This window comes from Streptomonospora halophila (genome assembly GCF_039542725.1).
Classification (GTDB): Bacteria; Actinomycetota; Actinomycetes; order Streptosporangiales; family Streptosporangiaceae; genus Streptomonospora; species Streptomonospora halophila.
This window is the reverse complement of record NZ_BAABIK010000002.1, coordinates 21,260-36,780: the sequence shown is the minus strand read 5'-3', so window position 1 is coordinate 36,780 and position 15,521 is coordinate 21,260. Positions and strand designations below refer to the sequence as shown.

The 15,521-nt window shown below is 73.0% G+C and carries 13 protein-coding genes; all 13 read left to right on the top strand.

Annotation, left to right across the window (positions count from 1 at the left end):
• Positions 1 to 57: 57 nt before the first annotated feature.
• The 13 genes from ABEA15_RS02160 (at position 58) to ABEA15_RS02100 (ending at position 15,408) form a co-directional block, all read left to right on the top strand.
• Complete coding sequence (locus tag ABEA15_RS02160) at positions 58 to 261, top strand: ubiquitin-like protein Pup (RefSeq protein WP_344144961.1); 204 nt, start codon at positions 58 to 60, stop codon at positions 259 to 261.
• 248 nt (positions 262 to 509) lie between these two features.
• Positions 510 to 1,358 carry a proteasome subunit beta gene (gene prcB, locus ABEA15_RS02155; protein ID WP_345555230.1) on the top strand — a complete coding sequence of 283 codons (849 nt, stop codon included), beginning with the start codon at positions 510 to 512 and terminating at the stop codon, positions 1,356 to 1,358.
• Positions 1,359 to 1,404: 46 nt separating this feature from the next.
• A complete protein-coding gene (gene prcA / locus ABEA15_RS02150) occupies positions 1,405 to 2,175 on the top strand; it encodes a proteasome subunit alpha (protein WP_344145172.1) in 771 nt (256 codons plus the stop codon).
• 183 nt (positions 2,176 to 2,358) lie between these two features.
• Positions 2,359 to 3,717: a Pup--protein ligase gene (pafA, locus tag ABEA15_RS02145; protein ID WP_345555229.1), complete on the top strand. Its 1,359-nt coding sequence runs from the start codon at positions 2,359 to 2,361 to the stop codon at positions 3,715 to 3,717.
• 134 nt (positions 3,718 to 3,851) lie between these two features.
• On the top strand, positions 3,852 to 4,913 hold the full coding sequence (locus ABEA15_RS02140; protein WP_345555228.1) for an FKBP-type peptidyl-prolyl cis-trans isomerase: 1,062 nt from the start codon (positions 3,852 to 3,854) through the stop codon (positions 4,911 to 4,913).
• A 215-nt stretch (positions 4,914 to 5,128) separates the two neighbouring features.
• Positions 5,129 to 7,210: a helix-turn-helix transcriptional regulator gene (locus tag ABEA15_RS02135; RefSeq protein ID WP_345555227.1), complete on the top strand. Its 2,082-nt coding sequence runs from the start codon at positions 5,129 to 5,131 to the stop codon at positions 7,208 to 7,210.
• A gap of 222 nt (positions 7,211 to 7,432) precedes the next feature.
• Positions 7,433 to 7,621 (top strand): hypothetical protein, encoded by a 189-nt coding sequence (locus ABEA15_RS02130; protein ID WP_344144951.1) that lies wholly within the window; start codon positions 7,433 to 7,435, stop codon positions 7,619 to 7,621.
• Positions 7,622 to 7,683: 62 nt separating this feature from the next.
• Positions 7,684 to 8,019, top strand: a complete 336-nt coding sequence (gene tatA / locus ABEA15_RS02125; RefSeq protein ID WP_345555226.1) for a Sec-independent protein translocase subunit TatA — start codon at positions 7,684 to 7,686, stop codon at positions 8,017 to 8,019.
• 157 nt (positions 8,020 to 8,176) lie between these two features.
• Positions 8,177 to 8,986 carry a twin-arginine translocase subunit TatC gene (gene tatC, locus ABEA15_RS02120; protein ID WP_345555225.1) on the top strand — a complete coding sequence of 270 codons (810 nt, stop codon included), beginning with the start codon at positions 8,177 to 8,179 and terminating at the stop codon, positions 8,984 to 8,986.
• A 60-nt stretch (positions 8,987 to 9,046) separates the two neighbouring features.
• Positions 9,047 to 9,460 carry a DUF397 domain-containing protein gene (locus tag ABEA15_RS02115; RefSeq protein ID WP_344144944.1) on the top strand — a complete coding sequence of 138 codons (414 nt, stop codon included), beginning with the start codon at positions 9,047 to 9,049 and terminating at the stop codon, positions 9,458 to 9,460.
• A gap of 135 nt (positions 9,461 to 9,595) precedes the next feature.
• Positions 9,596 to 12,445, top strand: coding sequence for a DEAD/DEAH box helicase (locus tag ABEA15_RS02110; RefSeq protein WP_345555224.1), 2,850 nt, complete (start codon positions 9,596 to 9,598; stop codon positions 12,443 to 12,445).
• A gap of 302 nt (positions 12,446 to 12,747) precedes the next feature.
• Positions 12,748 to 13,881 (top strand): glycosyltransferase family 4 protein, encoded by a 1,134-nt coding sequence (locus ABEA15_RS02105; protein WP_344144940.1) that lies wholly within the window; start codon positions 12,748 to 12,750, stop codon positions 13,879 to 13,881.
• A 354-nt stretch (positions 13,882 to 14,235) separates the two neighbouring features.
• Entirely contained in the window at positions 14,236 to 15,408 is a 1,173-nt protein-coding gene (locus ABEA15_RS02100) for an acyl-CoA dehydrogenase family protein (protein WP_345555223.1), read from the top strand.
• Positions 15,409 to 15,521 lie beyond the last annotated feature (113 nt).

Sequence of the window (15,521 nt, the reverse complement as noted above, 5' to 3'; positions counted from 1 at the left end):
AGGCGCTCGCGCTTGGGCCAAGATAAGGGCGAAAGCTCCATTGAGGAGGTTGCATCCATGGCGACGAAGGACACGGGCGGCCAGAAGCACGGCAGCCGTCGCGACGAGGACGTCGAAGAGACCGAGGCCGGCGCCGAGGCGCAGGAGCGCAACGAGAAGTTGGACGAGGACGTCGACGACATCCTCGACGAGATCGACGAGGTCCTGGAGAGCAACAGCGAGGACTTCGTGCGCCAGTTCGTGCAGAAGGGCGGTCAGTGATCCGGTGCCCGGGCCGCGCCGCCCGGGCGCGGCGGTCCCCGGCCGGGAACCCGTCCCGGACCGAGGCCGCCCGAGCCGTCCGGCCGGGCCCGGCCAGCGGGCCCGGCCGGTTCGCTCTCAGCGGAGTCCCGGCACGCTGGTGCGCCGTCCTCCACGGCGGTCACTAGGGTCGTCGGTACCTGCCAACCGAACAACCTCACGCGTCCCGCCCGCCCCCACCGGGCGGGACGCCATCTGAAGGGAGCCGAGTGTCCGAAGCGTTCGACGGCGGTGGTCAGCTGCCAGCCGCGTTCATGAATCCGGGAACCTCCTCGTTCACCGAGCTGCTCGGCGTGGTCGCTCCCGACCTGCTGCCGGCCGGCCGGGAGCTGCCGCAGGGCGTCTCCGCATCGCACCTGACCCCTGAAGCCACCACGATCGTCGCCCTGACCTATCCCGGCGGCGTGGTCCTGGCCGGCGACCGCCGGGCGACCTCCGGCAACGTCATCGCCAACCGCGACATGGACAAGCTCTACCGCACCGACGAGTTCTCGGCGATGGCGATCGCCGGGGCCGCGGGCATCGGCATCGAGCTGGCCAAGCTGTTCCAGGTGGAGCTGGAGCACTACGAGAAGATGGAGGGGCGCTCGCTGTCCCTCGAAGGCAAGGCCAACCGGCTGGCCACGATGATCCGCGGCAACCTGCCCATGGCCCTGCAGGGCTTCGTGGTGGTGCCGCTGCTGGTCGGCTACGACACCGACCGCCGGCAGGGCCGCATCTTCAGCTACGACCCCGTCGGCGGACGCTACGAGGAGCACGACTACCACTCGATCGGCTCCGGATCGGTCTACGCGCGCGGAGCACTGAAGAAGCTGTTCGCCGACGACCTCGTCGAGGAGGACGCCGCCACCGTCGCGATCCAGGCGCTCTACGACGCCGCAGACGACGACTCCGCCACCGGCGGCCCCGACCTGCACCGCGGCATCTACCCGCTGGTCGACGTGATCGGCGGCGACGGCCACCGGCGCATGCCCGAGGAGGACGTCGCGCGCCTGTCGACCAGGGTAGTCCAGGAGCGCTCCGAGCGCCCCGACGGCCCCCGGGCTCCGCTGCGCTGATCCCCCGCCCCGACGATCTGTAGCAAAGGAACGATTCGCGGTGTCGATGCCGTTCTACGTCTCGCCCGAACAGAGCATGAAGGACAAGGCCGACTATGCCCGCAAGGGCATCGCGCGCGGCCGAAGCGCCGTCGTCCTGCAGTACGACGGCGGCATCCTGTTCGTGGCCGACAACATCTCCCGGACCCTGCACAAGATCAGCGAGCTCTACGACCGCATCGCCTTCGCCGCGGTGGGCCGCTACAACGAGTTCGAGAACCTGCGGCAGATGGGCGTGCGCATGGCCGACGTGCGCGGCTACGCCTACGACCGCAGCGACGTCAGCGGGCGGGTGCTGGCCAACATCTACGCCCAGACCCTGGGCACCGTCTTCAGCGAGAGCAACAAGCCCTGGGAGGTGGAGATCGTCGTCGCCGAGGTGGGCGAGGACGCCGCCGCCGACCAGATCTACCGCATCACCTTCGACGGCTCGGTCGTCGACGAGCAGGGATTCCTCGCGATGGGCGGGTCGGCCGAGCAGGTCACCACCGCCCTCAAGGAGCGCTTCGACAAGGACGCCTCGCTGGGCGACGCGCTCAACGCGGCCGTGCACGCCCTGCGCCACGAGAACGGCGAGGAGCGCGACCTGGACGCCGGAGGCCTGGAGGTGGCCGTGCTGGAGCGCGAGCGGCGCGAGCACCGCAAGTTCCGCCGCATCACCGGCGACCGGCTCACCGGGCTCATGGAGGAGGGGGCGTCGTCGGCGGGCGGTTCCGGCGGCGGCGATTCGTCCGAGGAGGAGTCGGGCAGCGGGTCCGCACAGCAGAACGGCTCCTGACCCCGGTATCGGCGGGCGCGGTCCGGCTGCCGCGGCGCCCGCACGGGGCGCCCGGCGGCGGGGCCGCCCCCGCCGGGGCTCCAGGGTTTCCGGGCGGACCCCGCTGCCGATAAATACTCTGGGAGTCGTGCAGCGCTCCGGCGCCGGCCGGGGGCGGTGACAGGACGGGATTGGTGAGACCACATGGAACGTCGGATCTTCGGTCTGGAGAACGAATACGGCGTCACCTGCACGTTCCGGGGCCAGCGGCGGCTCTCCCCCGACGAGGTGGCGCGCTACCTGTTCCGCCGGGTGGTTTCCTGGGGCCGCAGCAGCAACGTGTTCCTGCGCAACGGCGCCCGGCTCTACCTCGACGTGGGCAGCCACCCCGAGTACGCCACTCCCGAGTGCGACAGCCTCGCCGACCTGGTCGCCCACGACAAGGCGGGCGAGCGCATCCTGGAGGGCCTGCAGGTCGACGCCGAGCAGCGGCTGCACGAAGAGGGCATCGCCGGCGAGATCTACCTGTTCAAGAACAACACCGACTCCGCCGGCAACTCCTACGGCTGCCACGAGAACTACCTGGTGGGCCGGCACGGCGAGTTCGGGCGGCTCGCCGACATCCTGATCCCGTTCCTGGTCACCCGCCAGATCATCTGCGGGGCGGGCAAGGTGCTGCAGACGCCCAGGGGCGCGCTCTACTGCGTCAGCCAGCGCGCCGAGCACATCTGGGAGGGCGTCTCCTCGGCCACCACCCGCTCGCGGCCGATCATCAACACCCGCGACGAGCCGCACGCCGACGCCGAGCGCTTCCGCCGCCTGCACGTCATCGTGGGCGACTCCAACATGAGCGAGGTCACCACCCTGCTCAAGCTGGCCTCCACCGACCTGGTGCTGCGCATGGTCGAGAACGGCGTGGTCATGCGCGACTTCACGCTGGAGAACCCGATCCGCGCCATCCGGGAGGTCAGCCACGACATGACCGGGCGGCGCAAGGTGCGCCTGGCCAACGGGCGCGAGGCCAGCGCCCTGGAGATCCAGCGCGAGTACCTGGAGAAGGTGCAGAACTTCGTCGACCGCAACGGCACCGACGCCACGGGCAAGCGGGTGCTGGAGCTGTGGGCGCGCACGCTGGAGGCCGTCGAGACCCAGAACCTCGACCTGGTCGCGCGCGAGATCGACTGGGTGGCCAAGTACCTGCTGCTGGAGCGCTACCGCGCCAAGCACGGCCTGTCGCTGTCCTCGCCGCGGGTGGCCCAGCTCGACCTGACCTACCACGACATCTACCGCGAGCGCGGCCTGTTCTACCTCATGCAGCGCAAGGGCCAGATGGACCGGGTGATCGGCGACCTGCAGACGTTCGAGGCCAAGTCGGTGCCCCCGCAGACCACGCGGGCCCGGCTGCGCGGCGAGTTCATCCGCAGGGCGCAGGAGAAGCGGCGCGACTTCACCGTCGACTGGGTCCACCTCAAGCTCAACGACCAGGCCCAGCGGACGGTGCTGTGCAAGGACCCGTTCAAGGCGGTCGACGAGCGCGTCGAGAAGCTCATCGCCGGCATGTAGTCCGGCGGTGCCGGTATGGAATCGGTATGCGGTCGCGCGACTCCGGCTCTTACGCTGTTCTCACCCCGCCGGGGCATTATTGGCGTTCCGATAGTGTGACGGGGACCCGAGCCGGATATTTGAGGTAGTGACCTATGCGACTGCGTGCCGCCGCCATCGCGGCGCCTTGCTTTGCTGTGCTGCTCGCGGTGACGAGCTGCAGTGCCATCCCCGAGGATTGGCGCACCCCCGCCTTCCTGAAGTCGGGCGAGGAGGAGCTCGACGACCGGCTGCCCGAGGTGAGCGGCGAATTCGGCAAGGAGCCCAAGGTCGACTTCAGCGGCAAGGCCCCGCCGCAGGAGCAGGTCTCCGGAGTGGTCGAGAAGGGCAGCGGCGAGAACGAGCTCATCCGCGACAGCGACATCGTCCAGGCCGATGTCGTGGAGTACCAGTGGACGGCCGAAGGCAAGGCCAAGCAGACCCAGTCCACCTACGAGGCCGACGCCCCGATCCTGCTCAACCTGGGCCAGCTGAACGAGGACCTCACCGAGAGCCTCGTCAACCAGCCGGTGGGCAGCCGGGTCGTCTACGCCTTCCCGCCCCAGGACCCGGCCCAGGCCCAGCAGCAGGGCCAGCCCTCGCCCAAGCCGGGCAGCTCGGTGTCGGTCCTGGACATCCACGAGCGCTACGGCGAGTCCGAAGTGGTCTCCGGTGAGCAGACGAGCAACGGCGGCGACGGCATGCCCACCGTCAAGCAGCCCGGCCACGACGAGCCCGACATCACGATCCCCGAGGACACCGATCCTCCTGAGAAGCTGAAGACCGAGCAGCTGATCGAGGGCGACGGCCCGGAGGTCAAGGCCGGACAGCAGCTGGTCGTGCAGTACACCGGCGTGCAGTGGAAGAACGGCGAGACCTTCGACGCCACCTGGACCCGGCAGGGAGCCGAGGGCGTGCCCGCCACGTTCATCATCGGCGACGGCCAGGTCATCAAGGGCTGGGACAAGGGCCTGGTCGGCCAGAAGGTCGGCAGCCGCGTGCTGCTGGTCATCCCGCCGGACCTGGCCTACGGCGACAGCGCCGCGCAGCAGGGCGCGCCCGAGGGGACGCTGGTGTTCGTCGTCGACATCCTCGACGCGGTCAACAGCGCCCCGCCCGAGGAGCAGTCGGGCGGCGGCTCCGGAAGCGGCGGCGGTTCCGGCGGCGGGTCCTCCTAAGAACGAGCGGCGCGCGCCGCAGCGCCGCAGAGCACCGCTTTCGGGGCGTCCGGCCCGCATCGGCCGGGCGCCCCGAACGTTTCGCGCGGGGCGTGCCCGCATCCGGCCGGGCGTCCGCGCGCGGCGGGTTGTGCACGGCGCTCCGCGGACCCCTCGGGCGCGGTACCGTCGTGGCTGACAGGACCGCGGCTGCGGCGGAAGGGTAGGGGAGGTCCATGTCGCGCAAGAAGACCGAACGGCAGCTCAACCTGGTGATCTGCCTGCTGGCCACCCGGCGCTTCCTGACCGCGCGTGAGATCCGCTCCACGGTGGCCGGCTACGAGGACGCCGAGAGCGACGCCGCCTTCAAGCGGATGTTCGAGCGCGACAAGCGCGAGCTGCGCGACTCCGGCATCCCCATCGAGACCGGCGGCGGCGACCTGTGGAGCGACGACGAGGGCTACCGCATCCTGCGGTCCCACTACGAGCTCCCCGAGATCGAGCTGCTGGCCGACGAGGCCGCCGTTCTGGGCCTGGCCGCGCGGGCCTGGCGCCACGCCGCGCTGGGCGAGGCCGCGGCCAACGCGATCCTCAAGCTGCGTGCGGCCGGTGTGCCCGTCGACACCGACGCCGCGCCCGCCCTGACCCCGGTTCTGGGCACCGACGAGCCCGCGTTCCTGCCGATCTGGCAGGCGGTGCGCGACCGCCGCGCGGTCTCCTTCGACTACCGCAAGCCCGGCGACGAGGTCGCCCGGCGCCGCCGCGTGGAGCCCTGGGGCGTCGTCAACGTCCAAGGCCACTGGTACGTCGCCGGCTTCGACCGCGACCGCGCAGACCGCCGGGTGTTCCGGCTGGGCCGGATCGTCGGCGACGTCGAGATCGCCTCGTCCGGGCCGCCCGTCGAGGTGCCCGCCGACGTCGACGTCCGCTCGGTGGTGCGGCGCGGCCGCCCCAGCGAGGCCCGGGGCGTGGCGCGGGTGCGGGTGCGCGCCGACTCCGGCCACGAGCTGCGGCGCGGCGCCCAGCGCATCGCCGCCGGCGAGCACGCGGCGGGGGAGCGGCGCTGGGACCTGCTCGACCTGCCCTACACCGACGTCGCCGACCTTGTGGGAGCGGTGGCCCGGTTCGGCGACCGCGCCGTGATCGAGTCGCCCGCCGCGGCACGCGAGGCGATGGCGGCCCACCTGGCCGAGGTCGCGGCCCGCGACCCCGACCCCCGGGCGGCCGAGTCCGCCGCCGAGCCCGTGCCCGCGGCCGCCGGCCGCCGGCAGTCGGCCTCCTCCGAGCAGCTGCGCCGCCTGCTGATGCTCGTGCCCTACGCGCTCAGCCACGACGTGCGCGTGCCCGAGGTCGCCGCCCACTTCGGCCTGAGCCAGCGCCAGGTGCTCAAGGACCTGAGCCTGCTGTGGATGTGCGGTCTGCCCGGCTACACCCCCGGCGACCTGATCGACGTCGACATCGAGGCCGCCGAGGCCACCGGCGAGATCATCATCGGCAACGCCGACACCCTGGCCCAGCCGCTGCGGCTGACCGCCGACGAGGCCGCCAGCCTGGTCATCGGCGTCGACCTGCTGGGCGAGCTGCCCGGCGTCGCCGACAGCGAGGCGCTCAAGCGCGTCGGCGAGAAGCTGCGCGCCGCCGCCGCTGCCCCGCCCGGCGCGGGCGAGGCCGCGGGCGTGCACGGTGCCGGCGGCGCCGCGCCCGAGGACGGCGCTCCCGACCCGCTGGAGCGCCTGGCCGGATCGGTGGGCGTGCGCATCGAGCTGAGCGAGGAGGTGCGCGAGGTCCAGCGGCGCTGCGACGACGCGCTGCGCGCCGGCCAGCTGGTCCACCTGCGCTACCTGGCCGGCTACGCCGACGAGGTGACCGAGCGCGACGTCGACCCCATGGGCCTGGTGGTGCACGACGGCCACGCGTTCCTTGAGGGCTGGTGCCGGCTGCGCGGCGACGTGCGTCTGTTCCGCCTGGACCGCGTGCTGGATCTGACCGTGCTGCCCGAGGCGGCGCAGGTGCCCGCCCGGGCGCGGCGCCGCGACCTCAGCGAGGGCGTGCTGCAGCTGTCCGCCGACGACGCCCGCGTCACCCTGGAGCTGGAGCCGTCGGAGCGCTGGGTCACCGAGGAGTACCTGTGCTCCTCGGTGCACGAGCTCGACGGCGGCCGGGTGCGGGCGGTGCTGCGCACCCCGGCTCCGGAGTGGGTGTGCCGGCTGGCGCTGCGGTTGGGGCCGCGGGCGCGCGTGGTGGCCCCGGTCGAGCTCGCCGAGCGGGTGCGCGAACAGGCGCGGCGGGCCCTCGCCGCCTACGGCCCCGGCGGCTGACGGGCCGCCTCCGAGCATTCGGAGGCGGCGCGCCGGAGGGCGCGCTCGGGCTCTTCCGGGCCGCGGGAGGGAGGCCTAGGATGACAGCGGTCGGATTTTTCGGCGTTTTGCCGTGCCCGCGGGCGGTGTAAGCTGCGCTCCCGGTCGCCGGTCGGGCGCCTGATCCGTCCGGTTCATCCCTCGTCCATCCCCATCGTGCTGTACAAGCAGTAAGCTGGAGCCGTGTTCGTGTTCGCTGTGCTGGCCGCGCTGACCCTGGTCGGGCTGATCTGCGTGGGCGTTCTCGCCCTGAGGATGCTCGCCCAGCTGCGCCGGCTCCAGCGGCAGCTCGCGCGGACCCGCGACGATGTCGAACCGGCATACGAAAGGCTGCGCGCCCTCACCGGGCGCGGGCGGGTGGACGCCCCATGACCCCGATACAAGCGGGGCGTACCATCGATGGCGCAGGCGGCGCCGGGAAAAGAGGTTGAGACATGGGTTTCGATGCCCGCACTTTGCTCATTCTGCTGCTCATTGCGCTGGTGCTGTTCGGCGCGCGGCGGCTTCCCGACCTGGCGCGGTCCCTCGGCCGCAGTGCCCGGATCCTCAAGTCCGAGACCAAGGGCCTGACCGACGAGGAGACCGAGGACAAGGAGAAGCCGGACCAGCAGGCCCAGGCCCGCCAGGGCGACGAGTCCCGCGCCCAGGCCGAAACCGACGGCCGGCAGCAGCCGCAGCAGGACGGCCGCGCCGGCTACCCGGAGCTACCGGCGGGCCAGCAGGTCGTCAACGAGAACGGCGAGCCCATCCGCCGCAGCTACGGCGGCTAGAGTTCGAACGGCGCCCCAGCCGCCGCCGGCGGAGGCGGGTGCCGCGCGGTCGGCGCACGGTGCGCCGACCGGTGTGTGAGTCAGGTCGGGTTCTAGGAGCGTAGCGGCGATGCAGGTGGGTCGAGCAGGGCGGCGGCAGAGAGACCCCGAAGGCCGCATGCCGCTGATGGATCACCTGCGCGAGCTGCGCAACCGCCTGGTCAAGGCGATGCTGTTCATCGCGGCGGGCACCGCGGTGGGCTATGTGGTCCACGATCCCGTCTGGGCCTGGCTCAACGAGCCCTACTGCTCCCTGCCGGCCGAGGTGCGCGGCGGCGAGCAGGGCTGCGACCTCATCTTCACCGGCGTGTTCGACCCGTTCTTCGTCGCCTTCCGCGTCTGGCTGATCGTGGGGCTGGCGGTCTCCTGCCCGTTCTGGCTCTACCAGCTGTGGGCCTTCCTCGCCCCTGCGCTCAACGGCCGCGAGAAGCGCTACACCTACGTTTTCGTGCCCCTGGCCGCGATGCTGTTCGTGGCCGGTGCGACCCTCGCCTACTACATCACCGGCATCGCGATGTCCGTGCTGTTCGGCTTCGCGCCCGAAGACGTGATGCCGATGATCACGATCACCAACTACCTGGGCTACATGACCCTGATGATGGTGGTGTTCGGGCTGGGGTTCGTGACCCCGCTGCTGGTGGCCCTGCTGAACCTGATGGGCGTCGTCACCCACGAGGCGCTGGCGCGCTCCCGCCGGATGATCCTGTTCGGCATCTTCGTGCTCTCCGCGGTCGTCACCCCCGCCGAGCCGCTGTCGATGCTGGCGCTGGCCATCCCGCTCATCCTGCTCTTCGAGGCCGCCGAGCTGTTCTGCTTCGTCAACGACCGGCGCCGGCGCACGAACGACGGGCTGGCGGGGCTCGACGACGACGAGATCTCCCCGCTCGATGACGCGGAGTCCGAGGCCGACGCCGAACCGAGGCGCTAGTCTCGGATACGCCGATCCCCGACCAGCGGGGTGGATCCGACGCCGCCGAGGAGCAGTCTGATGGACGACGCCACTCCCACCCGCCGGGACCTGCCGCCCGAGGCCAAGGGCAACTCCAAGTGGCACGACACCACCCACGCCGTCTGGAAGCGCTCCTCCCTCTCGCGCGAGGACTCCTCGGCCGTGGTCGAGGTCGCCAAGTTCGACGACGGCTACCGCGCGGTGCGCGACGGCAAGCACCCCGAGAAGGGCACCCTGTTCTTCACCCCCGCCGAGTGGGAGGCGTTCGTGCTGGGTGCCAAGGACGGCGAGTTCGACATCCCCGAGGAGTACCTCACGGCTGAGGAGGCCGCCGTCCAGCGCGGCGAGGTCCCGGTGACCGCGGTGGTCGCGCCCGGTTCTCCCGGCGCCGAGCAGGACTCAGGCGGGGCCCGCGGCCGCGAGGGCCGCGACGGGGGCGCCGCGGCGAGCTGACCCGCGCCCGCTCGGGCGCACGGGCCGGGCGCCGGGGTTCTCCGCCGGGATCGGCTCCGAACCCGCCTGGCACGGGGGCGGGGCGCGCTGCGCCACGTGCGCTTCACCCGCCGCAACGCCATAGGCTTGGTGGATATGAGTACCCACGCCGCGCGGTACGCCGCCTTCCGTCGGCGCCAAGCCGAATCCAGCGCCGCCATCGAGGAGTTCCAGGGGCTCTACGGCTTCGAGTTCGACCGCTTCCAGCTGCGCGCCTGCAAGGCGCTGGAGGCGGGGGACGGGGTGCTGGTGGCGGCGCCCACCGGATCGGGCAAGACCGTCGTGGGTGAGTACGCCGTGCACCTGGCGCTGCGCGACGGCGCCAAGTGCTTCTACACCACCCCCATCAAGGCGCTGTCCAACCAGAAGTACACCGACCTGGTACGCCGCTACGGCGCCGAACGGGTCGGCCTGCTCACCGGCGACAACACGGTCAACGGCGAGGCGCCCATCGTGGTCATGACCACCGAGGTGCTGCGCAACATGCTCTACGCCGGCTCGCACACCCTCGGGGGCCTGGCGTATGTGGTCATGGACGAGGTGCACTACCTCGCCGACCGCTTCCGCGGCGCCGTGTGGGAGGAGGTCATCATCCACCTCCCCGAGTCGGTGCGGGTGGTGGCGCTGTCGGCCACCGTCAGCAACGCCGAGGAGTTCGGCGAGTGGATGCAGCAGGTGCGCGGCGAGACCACGGTCATCGTCGACGAGAAGCGCCCGGTGCCGCTGTGGCAGCACGTCATGGCCGGAAAGCGGATCCACGACCTGTTCGTGCCGGTCGACGAGGCGGCCGACGGCCAGGGCGGCGAGGACGGCCAAGGGCCGGGCCGGGGCGGCAAGCGCACCCGCAAGCGCGACCGCAAGGCCGACTCCCGCCCCGCCGAGATCATGGTCAACGGCGAGCGCATGGCGGTGAACCCGCGGCTGATCCGCCTCGCCCAGGAGGACGACCGCATCACCCAGCTCGCGCACCGCCGGCGCCATCCCCAGGCGCGGGCGCGCACCTCCGCGCGGCCGCGCGCCAAGTACGCGCCGCCGAGCCGGGTGCAGATCATCGACGAGCTCGACCGCGAGGGCCTGCTGCCCGCGATCGTGTTCGTCTTCAGCCGCGCCGGCTGCGACGACGCCGTGCGCCAGTGCATGTACTCGGGCCTGGCCCTGACCACCGAGGAGGAGGCCGCGGAGATCCGCGCCTACGCCGAGCGCCAGTGCTCCGACATCCCCGCCGCCGACCTGCGGGTTCTGGGCTACGACGAATGGCTGCGCGCCCTGGAGCACGGCGTGGCCGCCCACCACGCGGGCATGCTGCCGACGTTCAAGGAGGTCGTGGAGACCCTGTTCTCCCGCGGCCTCATCCGCGCGGTCTTCGCGACCGAGACCCTGGCGCTGGGGATCAACATGCCGGCGCGCACCGTGGTCATCGAGAAGCTCGACAAGTGGAACGGCGAGACCCACGCCGCGCTGACGGCGGGGGAGTACACCCAGCTGACCGGGCGCGCCGGGCGGCGCGGGATCGACGTCGAGGGCCACGCCGTGGTCGTCTGGCAGCCCGGCACCGACCCCGAGTCCGTCGCCGGCCTGGCCAGCACCCGCACCTACCCGCTGAACTCCAGCTTCCAGCCCTCCTACAACATGGCGGTCAACCTCGTGGGCCAGGTGGGCCGTGAGCGCAGCCGCACCATGCTGGAGGCCTCCTTCGCCCAGTTCCAGGCCGACCGGGCGGTCGTGGGCCTGAGCCGCCAGATGCGCAAGCAGGAGGAGGCCCTTGCGGGCTACGCGCAGGCGGCGACGTGCCACCTGGGCGACTTCATGGAGTACGCGGGGATGCGGCGCGAGCTCAGCGACCGCGAAAACCAAGCGGCCAAGGGCCGCAGCGCGCGCCGCCGCGAGGAGGCGGTGCGCAGTCTGGAGCGGCTGCGCGCCGGCGACATCATCCGGGTCCCCTCGGGGCGCCACACGGGCTTCGCGGTCGTGCTCGACCCGGGTCTGCGCGGCGACGTGCCCGCCCCCCTGGTTCTGACGGTCAAGCGCCAGGTCAAGCGGGTCAACGCCGCGGACTTCCCGGTTCCGGTGGAGCCGGCCGGGCGGCTGCGCATCCCGAAGAACTTCTCGGCCCGCTCGGCGCAGTCGCGCACCGACCTGGCGTCCTCGCTGCGCAACAAGCTCGACAGGACCGGCGGCGTCGACCCGGGCAAGCAGGGCCGCGGCGACGACACCGAGGACCCCGAGATCACCCGCCTGCGCAGGGAGCTGCGGCAGCACCCGTGCCACGGCTGCGACGACCGCGAGGACCACGCCCGCTGGGCCGAGCGGTACTTCCGGCTGCGCAAGGAGACCGATTCGCTGCGCAGCCGCGTCGAGGGGCGCTCGCACGTCATCGCCCGGACCTTCGACCGGGTCTGCGGCGTGCTGGACACCCTGGAGTACCTCGACGGCGACACGGTCACCGACGAGGGGTCCCGCCTGGCCAAGGTCTACTCCGAACTGGACCTGCTGGTCTCGGAGTGCCTGCGCCGAGGCCTGTGGGAGGACCTGGACCCCCAGGATCTGGCCACGTGCGTGGCCTCGCTGGTCTACGAGTCGCGTCGCAACGACGACTCGTTCCCGCGGGTGCCCGACGGCCCGCCCGCGGCGGTGCTGGAGGAGATGGAGCGGCTCTGGGGCGAGCTGCACGAGGTCGAGCGCGACAACGGCGTGGCGTTCCTGCGCCGGCCCGATCTCGGGTTCGTGTGGACCACCCACCGCTGGGCGCGCGGCGACCGGCTCGACCGCATCCTCGGCGAGGCGGACATGCCCGCCGGCGACTTCGTGCGCACCACCAAGCAGCTGGTCGACATGCTCGGCCAGATCGCCGGCGCCGCACCCGAGGACAGCGGCGTCCGCCGCAGCGCGCGCCGCGCCGTGGACCTGGTCCGCCGCGGCGTGGTCGCCTTCTCCTCGGTGGGCTGACCCGCTCCGCGGTGCGGCCGCGCCGCGCCGGGGCGGGGCCGAAGCGCCCGGCGCCCGGCGCGCGGGGTCCGACGTGTGGCCCGTCACGGTTGGCATGCCCCGTCGCGGGCGCCGGTGCGCGAGCGGCACAATGGCGGTGTCGGCCGTCAGGGGGCGGTCGGCAGGGGACGGCGCGGGGGCGCCGGTTCCTCCGGCGTGAGCGGAGCGGCACGCGTGAGCGGCGCCGCGGTTGTCCGCGGCCTGTGCGGATACTGCAGGAGCCGAGGAACTCGACGGCCATCGAGCCGTTGCCATGACGAGCTATGCGGGGGTCCACCATGGCGGCGCGCACGCTGCTGGTCACCAACGACTTTCCCGGCCGCGGGGGCGGGGCCGAGACCTTCGGGAGCCGGCTGGCCCGGCACCTGGCCGGCCGCGACGGCCTGGGCGTCGTCGTGCACACCGTCGCGGCGGGCACCGGCGGGTTCGACGACCACCAGGACTATCCGATCGAGCGCGACGCCGGCCCGCGGCTGCTGCCGACGCGGCGCACCGCGCGGCGCGTGGCGGGGCTGATGCGCGGCTACGGCTGCGACCGGGTCCTGCTGGCCGAGGCCGGGCTGGGGCTGATGGCGTCGACCGTGCGCGCGGCCGCCGACGGAGAGGTGGTGGCCGCCACCCGCGGGGCCGGCGCCTGGGGCCCGGCCGCGCGGCCGATCCTGCGCCGCATCGCCGCCGGAGCCGACGTGCTCGCCTGCCCGAACGAGGACGCCCGGATACGGGTGGAGCGGGTGCTGGCGCCCGACTCGCGGGTGCGGCTGGTGCGCCTGGCCGAGGGGGTGGACGCCGGGTTCTTCCGGCCCGGCGCGGACGGGGCGCCGCTGCGGAGCGAGCACGGGCTGGGGGAGGGCCCCGTGATCCTGTGCGCGGGCGCCCGCCTGGTGCGCGACAGCGGAGCCGACAGCCTGGTGCGGGCCATGACCTGGCTGCGGGTGCGCTTTCCCGGCGTGCGGCTGCTGGTGGCCGGAGAGGGGCCGGACCTGCGGCGGCTGCGCGAGCTGGCCGCCTGGGCGGGGGTCGAGCGGCAGGTGGCCTTCGCCGGGCCCTTCACCCGGGCCGAACTGCCCGCGCTCTACGCCGCCGCGGACGTCTTCGCGCTGCCGTGCCGGACCGATTCGGGCCGCCGCAACGCCGATGCGGGGGCGCGGCTGCTGGAGGCCGCGGCCTGCGGCCGACCGGTGGTCGCCGGCCGGGCGGCCGCGGGGGAGCGCGTGCGCCACGGCGAGACCGGCTACGTGGTCGACGGCGGCGACGCGCGCTCGGTCGCCGGGAAGCTGTCGCTGCTGCTGGCCGACCCCGACACCGCGCGCGCGATGGGCGAGCGGGGCCGCGACCGGGTGTGCCGGGAGTGGACGTGGGAGCGGATGCTGGCACGGCTGGAGCCGATCGCCGAGTGACCGTCCGGTCCGCGGAGGCCGGGACAACCGTCGGCGCAATGCGCCGGCACCGGATCGGGCGGCGGGCGCCCTGTGCCGGGGGCGGTGGAGGACCGCGGGGGCCGGGGTGGCACGCCTGAGCCGGTCGGGCCCGCGGCCGGAAGGCCCCGTCGGCATCGCTGCGGGTTGCGGGGCGCGCAGCCGGGTTCACCGCCGGGTCGCGCTCCCGCGTCTTCGTCTACCGACTCCCCGGGGGCCGCCGCCGGAGGCGGCGCGCCGGTGGCTCGCTATATAGTAGGCCTTCCTAGTAACAATTAGGATGTCCGACTAGTTCGCGGCGGCGATCCCGCCCGACGACTCCAGGGGAGCGAAGGCATGGCCCACGAGCCCGTCCTGCCCACACCCGAGGCCGCAGACCTGCTGGATCTGGTCCGCGACATCGCCGACAGGGAGCTGGCGCCCCGGGCCGCCCGCGACGAGGAGCGGGGCGCCTTCCCCCGCGACGCCTTCGGCCTGCTGGGCGACGCCGGGCTGCTGGGCCTGCCCTACCCGGCCGCCTACGGCGGCGGCGAGCAGCCCTACGAGGTCTACCTGCAGGTCGTCGAGGAGCTGGCCGCCCGCTGGCTGGCCGTGGGGCTGGGGCTGAGCGTGCACACGCTGTCCTGCTTCCCGCTGGCAGCCTACGGCACCGAGGAGCAGCGCGCCGGGCTGCTGCCCGGGATGATCGGCGGCGGGCGGCTGGGCGCCTACTGCCTGTCGGAGGCCCAGTCCGGCTCCGACGCCGCGGCCATGACCACCCGAGCCCGCCGCGAGGACGGCGGCTACACGGTCGAGGGCGCCAAGTCCTGGATCACCCACGGCGGGGTCGCCGACTTCTACACCGTCTTCGCCCGCACCAGCGAGCCCGGTTCGGGCGCCCGCGGGATCAGCTGCTTCCACGTGACCGCCGACACTCCGGGCGTTGAGGCCGACCCGCCCGAGCGCAAGATGGGCATGGCGTCCTCGCCCACCGCGGTCGTGCACTTCGACGGAGCGCGCACCGAGCAGCGCATCGGCGACGAGGGCCAGGGGTTCGCCGTCGCGCTGGCGGCATTGGACTCCGGGCGGCTGGGCATCGCCGCCTGCGCCGTCGGCCTGGCCCAGGCGGCGCTCGACCTGGCCGTGGCCCATTCCCGCGCCCGCCGCCAGTTCGACCGGCCGATCGGCGACTTCCAGGGCCTGTCGTTCATGCTCGCCGACATGGCCACCGGCGTCGAGGCGGCGCGGCAGCTCTACCTCGCCGCCGCCCGGCGGCGCGACGCGGGCCTGCCCTTCGGCACCCGGGCGGCCATGGCCAAGCTCTTCGCCACCGACACCGCCATGCGCGTCACCACCGACGCCGTCCAGGTCCTCGGCGGCTCGGGCTACACCCGCGACCTGCCCGCCGAGCGGCTGATGCGTGAAGCCAAGGTACTGCAGATCGTCGAGGGCACCAACCAGGTCCAGCGCATGGTGATCGGCCGCGACCTGGCCCGATCCGCCGACGCGTCCGCACGGCCCCCGCAGTAGCGGATACAGCTTTGTAACAGGGGGTTCCCGGCCCCTGGGCAGCCGCGACATGCCCTGATACAAGAGGGCCAGTGCTGCTGCGGCGCGGGTCACAAACCCGTGTGACGCAGACC

Bases quoted from the DNA above. Each gene is read 5' to 3' on its own strand.
- ABEA15_RS02160 (WP_344144961.1), top strand. From the start codon at position 58: ATGGCGACGAAGGACACGGGCGGCCAGAAGCACGGCAGCCGTCGCGAC.
- prcA (WP_344145172.1), top strand. From the start codon at position 1,405: ATGCCGTTCTACGTCTCGCCCGAACAGAGCATGAAGGACAAGGCCGAC.
- pafA (WP_345555229.1), top strand. From the start codon at position 2,359: ATGGAACGTCGGATCTTCGGTCTGGAGAACGAATACGGCGTCACCTGC.
- ABEA15_RS02140 (WP_345555228.1), top strand. From the start codon at position 3,852: ATGCGACTGCGTGCCGCCGCCATCGCGGCGCCTTGCTTTGCTGTGCTG.
- ABEA15_RS02135 (WP_345555227.1), top strand. From the start codon at position 5,129: ATGTCGCGCAAGAAGACCGAACGGCAGCTCAACCTGGTGATCTGCCTG.
- tatA (WP_345555226.1), top strand. From the start codon at position 7,684: ATGGGTTTCGATGCCCGCACTTTGCTCATTCTGCTGCTCATTGCGCTG.
- tatC (WP_345555225.1), top strand. From the start codon at position 8,177: ATGCCGCTGATGGATCACCTGCGCGAGCTGCGCAACCGCCTGGTCAAG.
- ABEA15_RS02115 (WP_344144944.1), top strand. From the start codon at position 9,047: ATGGACGACGCCACTCCCACCCGCCGGGACCTGCCGCCCGAGGCCAAG.
- ABEA15_RS02110 (WP_345555224.1), top strand. From the start codon at position 9,596: ATGAGTACCCACGCCGCGCGGTACGCCGCCTTCCGTCGGCGCCAAGCC.
- ABEA15_RS02105 (WP_344144940.1), top strand. From the start codon at position 12,748: ATGCGGGGGTCCACCATGGCGGCGCGCACGCTGCTGGTCACCAACGAC.
- ABEA15_RS02100 (WP_345555223.1), top strand. From the start codon at position 14,236: ATGGCCCACGAGCCCGTCCTGCCCACACCCGAGGCCGCAGACCTGCTG.